The 13,100-nt window shown below is 46.5% G+C and carries 15 protein-coding genes; 12 read left to right on the top strand and 3 right to left on the bottom strand.

All coding sequences use genetic code 11. From position 1 onward, the window contains the following. Positions 1-235: 235 nt before the first annotated feature. Positions 236-1,549 carry a replication-associated recombination protein A gene (locus tag NYE69_RS27355; protein ID WP_340930552.1) on the top strand — a complete coding sequence of 438 codons (1,314 nt, stop codon included), beginning with the start codon at positions 236-238 and terminating at the stop codon, positions 1,547-1,549. A gap of 579 nt (positions 1,550-2,128) precedes the next feature. Here NYE69_RS27355 and mnmA read toward each other — a convergent pair. Next, a complete protein-coding gene (mnmA, locus tag NYE69_RS27350; RefSeq protein WP_328273204.1) occupies positions 2,129-3,262 on the bottom strand; it encodes a tRNA 2-thiouridine(34) synthase MnmA in 1,134 nt (377 codons plus the stop codon). 306 nt (positions 3,263-3,568) lie between these two features. Between mnmA and cymR the strand changes: the two genes are divergently transcribed. Further along, positions 3,569-3,988, top strand: a complete 420-nt coding sequence (gene cymR, locus NYE69_RS27345) for a cysteine metabolism transcriptional regulator CymR (protein WP_036620661.1) — start codon at positions 3,569-3,571, stop codon at positions 3,986-3,988. Between the two features lie 93 nt (positions 3,989-4,081). On the opposite strand, the gene NYE69_RS27340 is transcribed toward cymR, so the two are convergent. Both NYE69_RS27340 and NYE69_RS27335 read right to left on the bottom strand, forming a co-directional pair. Then, the gene (locus NYE69_RS27340) at positions 4,082-5,332 is read right to left on the bottom strand and encodes a tyrosine-type recombinase/integrase (RefSeq protein WP_155621250.1); all 1,251 of its coding nucleotides are present in this window, start codon (positions 5,330-5,332) and stop codon (positions 4,082-4,084) included. 109 nt (positions 5,333-5,441) lie between these two features. After that, positions 5,442-5,765 (bottom strand): helix-turn-helix transcriptional regulator, encoded by a 324-nt coding sequence (locus tag NYE69_RS27335; RefSeq protein ID WP_155621251.1) that lies wholly within the window; start codon positions 5,763-5,765, stop codon positions 5,442-5,444. Between the two features lie 150 nt (positions 5,766-5,915). Here NYE69_RS27335 and NYE69_RS27330 point away from each other — a divergent pair, with 150 nt between their 5' ends. The 10 genes from NYE69_RS27330 (at position 5,916) to NYE69_RS27285 (ending at position 13,072) form a co-directional block, all read left to right on the top strand. After that, entirely contained in the window at positions 5,916-6,125 is a 210-nt protein-coding gene (locus tag NYE69_RS27330) for a helix-turn-helix transcriptional regulator (protein WP_155621252.1), read from the top strand. A 28-nt stretch (positions 6,126-6,153) separates the two neighbouring features. Beyond that, positions 6,154-6,453, top strand: a complete 300-nt coding sequence (locus NYE69_RS27325) for a helix-turn-helix domain-containing protein (RefSeq protein WP_330164930.1) — start codon at positions 6,154-6,156, stop codon at positions 6,451-6,453. Between the two features lie 14 nt (positions 6,454-6,467). After that, entirely contained in the window at positions 6,468-7,601 is a 1,134-nt protein-coding gene (locus NYE69_RS27320; RefSeq protein WP_340928970.1) for a ParB N-terminal domain-containing protein, read from the top strand. After that, positions 7,588-8,010 carry an ORF6C domain-containing protein gene (locus NYE69_RS27315; protein WP_340928967.1) on the top strand — a complete coding sequence of 141 codons (423 nt, stop codon included), beginning with the start codon at positions 7,588-7,590 and terminating at the stop codon, positions 8,008-8,010. The genes NYE69_RS27320 and NYE69_RS27315 overlap by 14 nt, the downstream gene beginning before the upstream one ends. Then, positions 8,010-8,234 (top strand): KTSC domain-containing protein, encoded by a 225-nt coding sequence (locus tag NYE69_RS27310; protein WP_230877255.1) that lies wholly within the window; start codon positions 8,010-8,012, stop codon positions 8,232-8,234. The genes NYE69_RS27315 and NYE69_RS27310 overlap by 1 nt, the downstream gene beginning before the upstream one ends. Positions 8,235-8,328: 94 nt before the next feature. Next, positions 8,329-8,706, top strand: a complete 378-nt coding sequence (locus tag NYE69_RS27305) for a hypothetical protein (protein WP_340928965.1) — start codon at positions 8,329-8,331, stop codon at positions 8,704-8,706. Positions 8,707-8,801: 95 nt separating this feature from the next. Then, complete coding sequence (locus NYE69_RS27300) at positions 8,802-10,346, top strand: hypothetical protein (RefSeq protein ID WP_340928964.1); 1,545 nt, start codon at positions 8,802-8,804, stop codon at positions 10,344-10,346. After that, the gene (locus NYE69_RS27295) at positions 10,339-11,379 is read left to right on the top strand and encodes a hypothetical protein (protein ID WP_340928963.1); all 1,041 of its coding nucleotides are present in this window, start codon (positions 10,339-10,341) and stop codon (positions 11,377-11,379) included. Before NYE69_RS27300 ends, NYE69_RS27295 begins: the two co-directional genes overlap by 8 nt. 26 nt (positions 11,380-11,405) lie before the next feature. Continuing rightward, positions 11,406-11,924, top strand: coding sequence for an HNH endonuclease (locus NYE69_RS27290; protein ID WP_340928962.1), 519 nt, complete (start codon positions 11,406-11,408; stop codon positions 11,922-11,924). Then, positions 11,921-13,072, top strand: a complete 1,152-nt coding sequence (locus tag NYE69_RS27285; protein WP_340928961.1) for a hypothetical protein — start codon at positions 11,921-11,923, stop codon at positions 13,070-13,072. Before NYE69_RS27290 ends, NYE69_RS27285 begins: the two co-directional genes overlap by 4 nt. Positions 13,073-13,100: the final 28 nt, after the last annotated feature.

Raw genomic sequence — 13,100 nt, 5'->3', positions numbered from 1 at the left:
AGCCCCCTTTCCCGTGATTCGTCGGCCCGACATCTATATTAACTCATATTTTGCGCCGCGGGAAAAGCGAAAGAACAACTATAAATGTTTTTTACGCATTAGTGCTTTTAAGTGCTTTAACTACTTTAACTACTTTAAGTGCTTTTTTTGCATCGGTGTTAGGGGGCATAAGTGTTTTTGCTGCGGGTGTGCTAGAATAGAGTAGACAATGCCTACGATCAAGGAAGTGAGCATGATGGATTTGTTCTCCTATCAACAGGAGCAAAACCCGGCGGGGCGGCTTTTGGCCGATCGGATGCGGCCCGTCACGCTGGATGAATATATCGGACAGGAGCATATCGTCGGTCCGGGGAAGCTGCTGCGGCGGGCGATCGAAGCGGACCAGATATCCTCGATTTTGCTGTATGGCCCTCCCGGCTGCGGGAAAACGACGTTGGCCCACATTATCTCCAACCACACGAAAGCCGAGTTCGTCCGGCTGAACGCGGTCGACGCTTCGGTCAAGGATGTTCGGGAAGTGATCGAAAAGGCGCAAAACGACAAGTCGTTTTACGGAACGAAAACGATTCTGTTCCTGGACGAGGTGCATCGCTTCAACAGCTCGCGCCAGGATGCGCTGCTGCCGGCGGTGGAGAAGGGAACGATCATTTTTATCGGCGCCACCACGGAAAACCCGTTTCATTACGTCAACGGCGCTTTGATGAGCCGCTCTACTTTGTTTCAGCTCGAGCCGCTGACGAAGGAGCACTCGCTTATCGCAATGCGCCGGGCGTTGGCCGATAAGGAAAAAGGGCTCGGCTTCATGCAGTTGAACGCCGACGAGGAGGCGCTCCAGCACATCGCTTCCATGGCCAACGGCGACATCCGCCGCGCCCTGAACGCGCTGGAGCTGGCCGCGATGACCACGCCGCCGCAGCCGGACGGCACGGTGCATCTGACGCTCGAAGTCGCCGAGGAGTCGATCCGCCGCCCGCTGGTCAAGGCGGACGAATCGACGCAATATGATGTACTGTCGGCGTTCCACAAGTGCATTCGCGGCTCCAGCGACGCCGCGGTGTTCTGGTTCCTGTACGCGGTGGAAAAGCTGGGGATGGACCCGATGACGTTCATCCGGCGTTTGATCGCCGCCAGCAGCGAGGACATCGGGCTGGCCAATCCGCAGGCGATGGTGCAGGCGGTCAGCGCTCTGGAAGCCTACCGCAACAACGGCTGGCCTGAGGCCAAGCTTAATGTCGTTCAGGCGATATTGTTCGCGGTGGAAAGCCCGAAATCGAACGGGGTGGTTGAGGCGATCGGAAACGCCATGGCGGCGATCGAGGAGGTCGTTTCGGCCGAGGTGCCGCTGCATTTGCGGGACACCCATTACAAGGGCGCCGTGAAGCTGGGGCACGAGGGGTATAAATACCCCCACAATTATCCGGGGCATTATGTGGAGCAGGAATATTTGCCGCCGAGGTTGTCCGGCCGTACGTTTTACCACGCTACGGAGCAGGGCAACGAGGCGAAAATCAAACACAACCAGGAGCTGCGGCGTAGGGGGAATCGTTAAGGGGCGGGCGTTTGTGCCCCCACCCCTTTTTTACTTGATCCTTATTGGCAACTACCGGATTTTTTATTTTCTGCGGAAAAAATAGCAGACATTCTTGGACTCAACCTTAAAATCGGCGCTCGACAGCCAGCTAAATGGAACGACCAACCGTCGGCGTTCAAAATAGCGGCACTTTATGTATTTATTATTCGAAGCCTGGCATGTTCATCCCCATTAGCGACATTTTGTGTCCTTATTTTCCTATGAATGGCCCATAGCACGGGCATTTCCTTGCGATGGGGCAAAATAGCGGCATAAATTGCTTCTACTTCTCTCCAACGGACGGATACCGCCGAAATAACGACGTTTTGTGCCCTTATTTTTTCGCTGGAGTTTCTCGGGCGGCCTGATTTTAGCTGGTTTTCTCGGCACACCATAAAAGAGCCCTGCCGGCTTACCGGTGGGCTCCTGTTTTGATGTTCAGCGGCGTCACGCTCTTATGGGGTATCGGTCTAAATATCATCGCTCTGGAAGGCTGGCCCTGTTGTCCCTATATTTCGAGCAGAGGACCGCGAGAAAGGGCGAGCTTATCGGCTCGTATTACCCCAGCGCCCCTTCCGCCTCACGCGCCTCCAGCTTCACCGGCGACTCGATCGTGCCGCCGCCAAGGCATTCCTCGCCTTGGTAAAACACGACAGCCTGCCCCGGCGTGATCGCTTTTTGCGGCTCGTCAAACTCGACATACACCGTGCCGTCCGCCCGCTTCGTCAAGGTTACCCCTTGATCCGCCTGGCGGTAACGGAACTTCGCCGTGCAGCGGAACGGTCCGTCCGGCAGCTTGTCCGCGCCGGCGATCCAGTTGACGCCCGAAGCGGTCAGTGCCGTCGAATACAGGCGCGGATGCTTGTCGCCCTGTACGACATATAAAATGTTGCGTTCCAGGTCTTTATCCGCGACAAACCACGGTTCGCCGGTGCCCGAGCCGCCGATGCCCAAGCCTTGCCGTTGGCCCAGCGTATAATACATCAGCCCGTCATGGCGGCCCTTGACCTCACCGGTCGCAATGTCGACCATATCGCCGGATTGGGCCGGCAAATAATTGCTCAGGAACTCCTTGAAATTGCGTTCCCCGATAAAGCAAACGCCGGTGCTGTCTTTTTTCTTCGCCGTGTACAGGCCGGCTTCTTCCGCGATGCGGCGGACCTCCGGCTTCGGAAGGTGGCCGATCGGGAACATCGCCTTGGACAACTGCTCCTGATTCAAGGCATTCAGGAAGTACGTTTGGTCTTTGTTGCCGTCAACGCCGCGCAGCAGCTTGTACACCCCGTCTTCTTCGACAACGCGGGCATAATGGCCGGTAGCGACGTAATCCGCGCCGAGATCAAGCGCTTTGTTCAAAAATTCGCCGAATTTGATCTCGCGGTTGCACATTACGTCGGGATTTGGCGTACGGCCGCGCTTATATTCATCGAGAAAGTAGGCAAAAACTTTATCGTAATACTGTTTCTCGAAATTGACGGTATAGTAGGGGATATCGATTTGCTCGCACACGCGGCGGACATCCTCGGCATCCGCTTCGGCGGTGCAGTAGCCGAATTCGTCGGTATCGTCCCAGTTTTTCATAAATATGCCGATAACGTCGTATCCTTGCTGTTTCAGCAGGAGCGCCGTCACCGAAGAATCGACGCCGCCGGACATGCCGACGACAACGCGGGTTTCGTTTGGTTGCTTCATGTCTATCACTCCTTTGGGCGCATGTGGCCCTGCCGTTATTTTACCATATGCGTGCAACCCTATACGATGGGTATTCCCTATATTAAAGTAAGGAAAACAAATTGCAACCCCAAAAAGGTTGATTTATTTTTCAAAACACATATGATATGTTACGATAAGCAGAGGTTAAAGATAGGAATAGGGAGGTATTCTTTAAATAACTGGACTTCAGCCGCGGTTTTGAGCCGTAGACGCCGTCAATCGCCATTTAATTGATCGGAGTTCAATTATATAAAGTTTCCCTGAAAATTGAAAGAGGTGGCTTCTTTGAAGATTTCTACAAAAGGACGCTATGGATTGACGATTATGATGGAGTTGGCCGCAAAATTCGGCGAGGGCCCGACTTCCCTGAAAAGCATCGCCGAAAAAAACCAGCTGTCCGAGCATTATCTGGAGCAGCTCATTGCACCGCTTCGCAACGCCGGATTGGTTAAAAGCGTACGCGGCGCCTACGGCGGGTACATCCTGTCGCGCGACGCGAGCGAAATTACGGCGGGGGATATTATCCGCGTTCTGGAAGGACCGATTTCTCCGGTTGATTTTACCGAGGAAGACGATCCGGCCAAACGCGATTTATGGCTGCGCATCCGCGACAGCATTGCGGAGGTGCTCGATTCGACAACGCTGGAAAACTTAGTCAACTTTGAAGAGCATGGCGCGAAAGAAAACTATATGTTCTATATTTGACAGGGATTGAGAAACCCCGGATGTTCAAAGGGATTGAAGGCTGTTTTAAAAATCCGTTACCCGCATATTACCCGTAATAGGGATGGGTAGGATTTAGTTATTGATGGCCCATTCAAAGTCATCTCCCATTTGCTGCTGACGGGCTTGGGTAACGTGTAAATAAATAAGCGTCGTGGTTTTGGAGTTGCCTTTGTGTCCGATGCGCGCTTGAATTTCTGGCAGCCCGACCTTTGGGTTGGAGGCCAATAACGACACATGCGTATGTCGAAAGCTATGCGGCGTAAGGCTTATTGGCAACTCAGCTTCTTCCAGTACTCGACGCATCACTTTACCAACATATGTGGTTGCTATTGGGTACCCTGGATAATGAGCGCTCCAGAAAACAAAATTATCGTTTGGATTGAAGTTTTTTGCTGCAAGTTTTTCGGCTTTTTGCCAACTCTTTAAAAGCTCAAATGCTTTTGCGACTGTATTGCCATAAGTTACAATACGTTCGCTTTCTTCGTTTTTTGTGGGACCGAATGAATAATTTCGGACATTGCTTGAGTCGAGTTGCTTATTGACATCGATCGTGCGATTTTCTGTGTCGATATCGTCCCACTGTAAAGCGGCAGCTTCGCCTATCCGTAAACCTGTATAGGCGAGCACTAAAAACAATGCCCAAAAATTGGGGGTTAAAACAAAACGGGATACCTCTAAAAATTTTTTTAGTTGGTCCTTCTCAAGAAATTTGGGGAGGACCTGCTTTTTTTCTCCTGCCTTCCGCACAGTTCGTTTTTCTTTCGGTATCTTAGCATCAGCGGTAGGGTCATCAGTTATAAACCCACTGCGTTTAGCGTGCTCAAACATAAGACTCGCAACAGAATGAATGGTAATTATCGTGTTGCGACTCATACCTTTCTTCCCTTTTCTACTTTCTTCTTCTTTCAGTTTGTACAAAAATCTCTGATAACCGTCCGCCGTAACATTACGTAATAATAAGGCTCCAAAAGCTTTTAAAATGACACCTAACGCAAATTTTCTATTTTTAATGGTTTTTTTTGCAGGTGCACGTTCAATGATGTAATCTTTAAGCCATATTTTACTCCAAGCGCTTACAGTCATATTTGTTTCATATGTTAGTTTTTTCTGAATCTTTTGGGCCTGTATAATGATACCAAATTCGACGGCCTCGTCGATCGTATCGAAGCGAGGGGATTCCATTTCTTTGCTGTATTTTTTCTCAACTCCATTTACGATCTTGGTGGCTGGGGCGTAGTATCGATAAGTAAATTTCCCGTTACGTTCCCGGACGTTTTTGGGTAACTCTCGATCAGAACCTTTCTTTGTCGGCTTTTTTGCCATGCATTTCACCTCTTTCGTAGGAACATGTGTTCTATTTATGGGTATATTTAAACGGCCTCGCGACCGGAAAGCGCAGGTTTAATAAATTGTGTATGGAGGATGAAAAGGCTTATTTTCTCTTTGATTTCAAGTAGCGGGCGTACTCCATTATTTCCTTTAATTCTTCCTCAGTATATTCATCTGGATTAAACTGACTCGCAATCGTTTTAGGTGTTTCGATATGGATCATCTCCATTCCACCATCTTCAATTATGTTGCTTTTCTTAATTTTAAAATGCTGTGCAATTTTTTCAATGGCTCCCATTCGAGGTTCCTTTACTCCTGTTTCCCACGCTGAAACTGCTTTATTAGTAACCCCAGCAATATCGGCTAACTCTTGCTGTGTCAAATCGTATTTGTCGCGTAACTTCTTAATATTTTCAGCGATACTCAATTCATTAACCTCCCTTAATATCTGAAATGAGTATAAAGCTTAAGTCGAAAAAAATCAACTTAAAGATAGAAAAAATATAAAAAATGGTGTTGACTATCTACTTAAAGTAGAATATCATGAGCATATCAACAAAGAAAGGAGCTGAGTTGCATGACATTAACTCCTCGGCAGGCCCGCATACTTAGTGACCTTTCCCAGCTAGAAGTGGCCGAAAGACTGGGCGTCCACAGACAAACATACATGAAATGGGAGCGGAACCCGGATGAAATGCCTGTGGGGAAGGCGAAAGAGTTTTCAGTTATTGTGGGTAGTAGCGTAGATCAAATTTTTTTTAGCACTGAGTCTACTTTAAGTAGATAAATCAACTGAGAGGAGGAGGTTGGGAACCGTGTCCAAAATAGAAAAGGCCATTATCGATTTATTGTCTGGAACGCTTAATCAAGCTATGGAGCAAGGAATATTGCTTCAACGCCCGGAGGTGGATAGTCTTATACGGCCAGAACTACCACCTACTCTTGACGTACTGGACGCAGCCCAATACCTCAAGGTTAGCAAGTATACCGTGATCAACAGGATCAAAGAAGGGAAACTGCCAGCCTACAAGCAAGGAAAGTATTGGCGCATCAAACGGGAGTGGTTGTTGAAATACGAAGAAAGCCTCGGCCCGAAAGAATCTAACACAAAATAGAAAGGAGAATAAAATTGTTCGTTGATATCGAAAAAATCAAAGTCAGTGACCGGATCAGAAAAGACTTCGGGGATATCGAAGAGTTGGCCCGGGATATTGAGCAAAACGGCTTAATTAATCCAATCGTACTTACACCGGATTATCAGCTTGTCGCCGGGGAGCGCCGGTTAAGAGCCCATCAGTTCCTAAAGCGGCAGCAAGTGGATGCTCGCATAATGGAAATATCCGATTACGAACATCAGTTACGGCTTGAAATCAGCGAAAACGAACACCGTAAGGAATTTACCTTCTCTGAGCGGATCGAATGGGCTAAACGCCTTGAAGAAGTCGAACGAATCAAAGCTAAAGAGCGGATGGCTGGCCGCAAGGAAAATTTTCCTGACCACGAAGGAGGACAAGTTCGAGATATCGTAGCGGAACAGGCTGGCTTTGGCTCCGGGAAGCAGTATGACAAGGCAAAATTCATTGCCGAGAACGCCACGCCTGAAATCATTCAGCAACTCGACGCTGGCCTGATAAGTACTCATAAAGCCTTTATAGAGACGAAGAACCGCTTAGAAGCAGCCGTTAGGGAAGCGGAGGGGAGGGCCGAACAAGCCGAACAGGAAAAGCTTGAACTCCAACGGATGTACAAAAACGCTATTCCTGCGGATCAGTTGGATGAAGCCGTCTCCGAAGCGATTGAAAGGCACCAGGAAGAAACAAGCCTTTTACTAACTCAAAAAGAGAAGGAAAAGCAGCATCTTCTTAAACAAAAAGAAGAGGAATGGAAAGCCAAATATAAGCAAGAAATGGAAAATAGCGAGTTTGTTCTTAAAAATCTCCGAGATGGCTTGAAGGAAGCTCAAGAGAAAATTAAAGCTCTGGAACTTCAACAGCCGAGTGATTTTGACGAACAGCACGAAGCAGCAAAGCTGAAAAAACTTAGCTACGAAGCCAGAATCAACACACTTCAACTTGCTATTCAGATTGAAAATTTTCTACAGAAAGTCGGAATCACAGCGTTTATGCTCGGAGCTGTAGCGGAGTCGAGCAGCAGTGATAAGAGACGTTTATCTAAAGATCTGGATATGCTCGAAGCCTTCGTTGAACAATTAAGACCAGCCCTAAACGGCAGAAAGGTGGTAAATGAACATGGCAATGATTGAACAATCAGATTACTTCCCAGTAATCGAAAGACAGTTACAGCTTACGGAACAGCAAGGGGCCGCAATTCGGATGTTGTTCGACGGGCTCAAACAAATGCATACGGATATGACCGAGAAGGTCGAGGAAGTCCAAATCATGGTACAAGAGGTTCGGGACAGCGTCACCCTCACTGATACTGAGTGCTACCAGTTGCAGAATGCGGTACACCTTAAATCTAATGAGTTGACCAAACACCGCTATAAGGAGTCTGACGGGGATTTTAAAGACTTGGTTGGACGGTATCGCCGGATGATCTGGAGCAAAATGAAAAAACGCTTCGAAGTGGCTAAATACAGTCATATACGCCGGATCGACTTTGATGACTCAGTTGATTTTGTTCGAAATTTTAGACCGGAGGACTACATTTGATGAATTTAACGCCAGTTGTATCTTCAAACGTTGCTGCTGTAGGTTATGACGAATCTGGACAAATTCTGTTCATTCGCTTCAAAACAAGCGAGAAAATCTATGAGCATTATGGCGTACCGGCAGATGTGTTTAACCAACTCCAAACTGCCGAATCCGTTGGAAGCTTTTACGCCCGGAATATCAAAGGCAAGTATCCCAATCAGCCACCGCAGGAGGGGCAATAAGATATGACACTATCTGATCTGGCTAATCATTGGAAAGCAAACGAACTTCAATACGATATCATCCTTCGCAATATCAAGAGAAAGGAGCAGTCAAATGCAGGAAATGAATGAGTTTGTGACAACCATCAACGATGGTAAAGATGTTGTTTTTGTTGAAAATCAGGATCATAACCTCTTAGTTTATCAATGGGAAGGGGGTAACGATGTAACCCTTAGGTTGACAGGCCAAAAAGATATCTTGGCTGTAAGGGATCTGCTCAACGACGCTTATCCAACAACAAGCAGGTTCGAAAAATTGGATGCCGCCATTAAAGAACTGGAGTTATTTGCATCATCGATTAAAAATACATCTCCGTCGGCTGTCTACTATGAGGGAGGGCGTTTCGCAAGCGTCTTGCCAGATATTATCAATGGACTGAAAGAGGTTCGAGTGGGGCTGTTAAAAAAAGAAAAACCAGCTTTGCAGAGCTGATTTTTCGAAGAAACAAGCGAATTGGCGAAAGTATCGTCGGCTAAACCATACTTTCGCCTCCATAATACCACAATTTTGGTTTGGAGGAAATGTGAATGTTAATCAAAGGCTTGGGGGTTAAGGGCTTCCGGGGTTACGAGGAGTACCATTCCTTCCAGTTCGGAATGATCAACGAGATCGAAGGCGGCAATGGCCGTGGTAAATCCTCGATTATGGAGTCCATTTCATTTGGCTTGGCCGGGGTGGATAAATACGGCAAAGAACGCTGTGCGGATCGGCTTATGAATGACAAATGTAATGAAATGGTCATCAACATTGAAATTGAAGCAAACGGAACTACTTATGAGATTGAGCGACAAGTTACACGGCTCAAATCCAAGATGGAAACAAGAATACTAATTAACCGGCTGCAAGGTAGCCAGGATCAGATTGATCAAATTCTTGGCAATCGTCGGCGCTTTCTAACCTCATTTTTACCTCAATTCCTTTTAACGATGTCGGATAAGGACATGGAGGCCGAATTTGTTTCGTTAATTCCTCTGCCTCGCGATGAAGATGTGTTTACAGCGCTGGCCGAGGAGAATCCAGATGCCGCCGAAATCCTGAAAGGCGTTTCGCTTACCGATCCTAAAGTATTCATTTCTAAGGAATCCGATGAATTGAAGCAATCTAAGGAAGAACTTATTCGGTTGGAAGGCAAGGAAGAAGAAATCAAAACGGCCTTAACAGTCGATATCCCGGATTTAATTCCGATTGACACAACGGAAATAGATGGCTTGAAGCAAGCAATTAAGTCTATCGAAGCTTTGAAGCCTACGCCCTCAGATATTTCCGAGCTTCAAAACGAACGACAATCATTATTGGGCGAATATAAAGCTCTCCAAGCGGGGCTGAAATTCGAAGAAGACCATTTCATTACCTGCGAGAACTGCGGGCATGAAATCGATTTGAATGCAGAACAGGCTAAAAAGAATGAAGAAATCACCGCCAAGTTGGTTGAGATCCAAGACAAGGGGAAGCAGATTGCTGCCCAAATCGAAACCATCCAAGAAGCTGACCGTAAGGCGGCAGAGGAATTTCAGGCGGCAAACGAATCTTCTTTGTCCGAGTTACGGGCTGAACTAGAGCGATTGGAGGCCAACCTTAAGGTTACTCAGCAACATAACATGAGGGTCGAAATGTTACGAGATAACCAAAAGATGGCTCGGGAACGGCAAAATTCCGTCCGGAAGGAAAAGATCGAGCTGACCGAAGCTATCGAAAAAGCGGAAGCCCGTATTAAAGCGGCCAAGGCGTTCAATATCAAGCGCTGTGAAATGCAGATGGAAGATGTCCAAAAGCACCTTAACAGGGCCTCGCTCCGGCTTTTTGAAGTCGTGAGAAGCACGGGAGAGATTAAACCAGCCTTCAAGGCTGAATTTGATGGAAAGCCGCTTCGGGTGCTGTCTACATCCGAAGAAGTCCTTTGCTTTTTGGAATTTTCTCAACTATTCCGAACCTTTTCTAAAACGAATTATCCGGTATTCGTGGATTGGGCTGAATCTATCGAAGAAATCCCGGATCAGCATACGCAGACATTTATAGCCCGGATGATCCCTTACAAAGAACTCGAAGTGAAAGAAGGTGCGGTCATTGCCTAAGACGGAAGAACGCAAACTGCCCGAAGCCCCCAAAACATTCGAAGAGCTAAGGGAAATTGCCAAACAATACGGGGTAGAGGTCCCAATCAAATCACCTTTTACCCCTGATGATGTTAATAGATTAATGCCTCTCCTACGCTTGCCATTAGATGAAGAAGCCATTAAGGAGTCCAAGGGAAGCGAGACAAAAAAAGGCTATGATACGATTTCTTATTCCTACCAAGCTCATATCGACCGTATGAATTGGGTTTTCGGTCCGACGAACTGGACTTGGGTTATTCATAATGAAATCTATGATGATAGCCAAACTACCGGAAATGGGTATGTAAAGCATTTATTTTCAGCAGAAATCGAACTCTTGATTGGGTATCGCATTTTCAATGAAGAAACAAAGTGCTGGGAATGGATCACCGTCCATAGCTTACCGCCTATTCCTACCGATCATGAGCACTTCAAGGAAAAAGGAGCTGCTCGCAAGGGTATGTTGACCAAAGGCATCAAGCGGGCGACTTCTTTCCTGGGCGTGGGCGCCGACGCCTACCTCGGAACGCTGGATGATGATCTGTCCACCGGGGCAGAAGCTACCGATGATACCAGAACACGAAAGAATCTCGATAAAGTGATTGATTCAAAAGGCTATTTGCAGTTAGTCGAATTGGGAAGGAAAAAGGGGTTTGACTCTGATATCAAGCTCCGGGAGTGGTACAAGACGATGTCCGAGGGTGCCATAACCAACGATCCGGCCAATCTGACAAAGGCGGAAGTCTATGAAGTAAAAGGCTGGTTATTCAAACTTGAAGATCGTTCGGAGACAGATGATGTCGTTGAAGAAGCCGAACAAGAAATCTCGGAAGAAGACCGACCTGAAGCGTCTATGGAGTATCCTAAAACTCTGGAAGAGCTTATGGCTGCGGAAGAATCTTTAATCCTTAAAATTGCAGCAGATTTCAGCTTTCATATGCCAGCATCGATTACGCCTAAAAATAAGGGGCCATTGTGCAAAACCTTGGCCCAACTCATGGGCATCAAGTGAAAACTTGAAGTTAAAGAGGTGAGCAGATGTATCAAATCAGCGAAATTCCTGGGCATGAAGGATACTTTGTTGATAGCGATGGTAATGTTTACAGCCAATGGGTTAATCGTGGAAAGCACGGCACGGTAAAAGGATGTGCTTTGAAATTACTAAAAACTAGCAAGATATCCTCCGGTCATAAAACAATCAGATTTACCAGAAAGGGAAATGTCGAACTTGTTCATAGACTTGTTTACAGCGTGTTTAACGGAGCGATTCCCGATGGACTGCTTATATGCCATAAGGATGGCAATCCCGCAAATAATAGGCTAGATAATTTATATGCTGGAAGCCAAAGTCAAAACATGAAGGATACAGTTAGACACGGAACATGTTCGTTCTTAAAGCTTAGTGAAGAACAAGTAAAAGAAATAATTTCGTTAAAAGGCAAAATGATGGTCAAGGACATTGCCTACAAATTCGGGGTGAAAAGACAAACGGTTACAAGTATTTTGCGCGGGCAATCTTGGTCTCATTTAACACAAGAAAGCGAGGTAATCAAATGACATATAAGGAGAAGATTTCTTTTTCAATATGGGATACGAGTGTTTTTATCCGGGCCGATGAAGAGATTTCACATCCGACTTTGGCCGCAGTTTTTGAGGTAATGAGAGCAAGAGGGTTTGAAATTGGCTCTGATCCTCGTATTGAGCAAAATTACCCAATTCTCTCGAAGGATCATTTTGCCGGAAGCAAAGGCGACTTACTATTCGAGGCAAAAAGATACAGAACAGGAGCCGAAATCAAATTTTATCAGGAATTAAACACCGAGCATCGGAACGGTGGAAGGTTTGACTTCGATAAATTCAAAATGATGCCATATCTCTTGAAAAAGCAATTCTTACTTGAAACTCGATACATCAAAGAGAAACTTTTGGAAGAAGGATATGAGGATCAAAGCGAACCAACCTTAAAAACCGCTCACGATAAGGTCATGCATGAACTTAACCGCTCTGACCGACATTGGTCGTCCGATAATCTTCCTGATTATAACGCTCTGGATAAGGACGGGAGGCGCTTGAATAACGGAGAAATCAAGTATTTTCGGGATAGAAAAGGCGTTCTGATGCGTGGGACAGTTTACCACAACATCAATAATATGTGGTGGGTTATCGTTAATAAGGACAGATTTACAAATCTTGGATCATTCGAATTGTTTGACCTTGACGCTAAACCAGAAAACAGGGTTAGGAAACTGGTTAGAAAATCAGGTTTTCATAATCCAAAATCAAGATTTATCCCTACCGAAGAGCAGTTGAAGGGATGGAGAAAAAAGGCTAAGCAAGCGGGGAAAGAGGGAAGAATTGAATTTGCCAATGAAATCTTAGCATATTTCTATGAAATTGGCTGGATGTCGCGCAAATTCAAATTTTACATGAAGGAAAATAAACGGCTGGGCTTAGTTGAAACTGATGGTAATCCTTATTTCATAGGAATGCGTTTGGGGGAAAGGAAGTACGATCCCTCAAAGAATATCCCTCTGTACCCTAGACCGGGGAGAATGTCAAGTACCGAGTCGGGTTGGGTAGAGAACCTGCGTGATTACGTGACATATGGAAAGCCCACAGTTACCAGATGGTTTTGTAAGGATAGCGTGGGGTACATGTGGCCCGAAGTTCGCGAACGTCTCCTATTAATCGGAGCGTATGCTTGAAGCAACAGGTTGGTGGACAAATAGGTAC

Source organism: Paenibacillus sp. FSL R5-0527 (assembly GCF_038008055.1).
GTDB classification, from domain to species: Bacteria; Bacillota; Bacilli; order Paenibacillales; family Paenibacillaceae; genus Fontibacillus; species Fontibacillus macerans.
Note: the sequence above shows the minus strand (reverse complement) of the source record. Positions and strands in the feature narration are given on the sequence as shown.

What these genes read in the sequence shown, in the direction of transcription:
- NYE69_RS27340 (WP_155621250.1), bottom strand. Translation starts at nt 5,332, where the DNA reads ATGGCAAAAAAGCCGACAAAGAAAGGTTCTGATCGAGAGTTACCCAAA.
- NYE69_RS27310 (WP_230877255.1), top strand. Translation starts at nt 8,010, where the DNA reads ATGAATTTAACGCCAGTTGTATCTTCAAACGTTGCTGCTGTAGGTTAT.
- NYE69_RS27355 (WP_340930552.1), top strand. Translation starts at nt 236, where the DNA reads ATGGATTTGTTCTCCTATCAACAGGAGCAAAACCCGGCGGGGCGGCTT.
- NYE69_RS27305 (WP_340928965.1), top strand. Translation starts at nt 8,329, where the DNA reads ATGCAGGAAATGAATGAGTTTGTGACAACCATCAACGATGGTAAAGAT.
- NYE69_RS27290 (WP_340928962.1), top strand. Translation starts at nt 11,406, where the DNA reads ATGTATCAAATCAGCGAAATTCCTGGGCATGAAGGATACTTTGTTGAT.
- NYE69_RS27315 (WP_340928967.1), top strand. Translation starts at nt 7,588, where the DNA reads ATGGCAATGATTGAACAATCAGATTACTTCCCAGTAATCGAAAGACAG.
- NYE69_RS27285 (WP_340928961.1), top strand. Translation starts at nt 11,921, where the DNA reads ATGACATATAAGGAGAAGATTTCTTTTTCAATATGGGATACGAGTGTT.
- NYE69_RS27330 (WP_155621252.1), top strand. Translation starts at nt 5,916, where the DNA reads ATGACATTAACTCCTCGGCAGGCCCGCATACTTAGTGACCTTTCCCAG.
- NYE69_RS27300 (WP_340928964.1), top strand. Translation starts at nt 8,802, where the DNA reads ATGTTAATCAAAGGCTTGGGGGTTAAGGGCTTCCGGGGTTACGAGGAG.
- mnmA (WP_328273204.1), bottom strand. Translation starts at nt 3,262, where the DNA reads ATGAAGCAACCAAACGAAACCCGCGTTGTCGTCGGCATGTCCGGCGGC.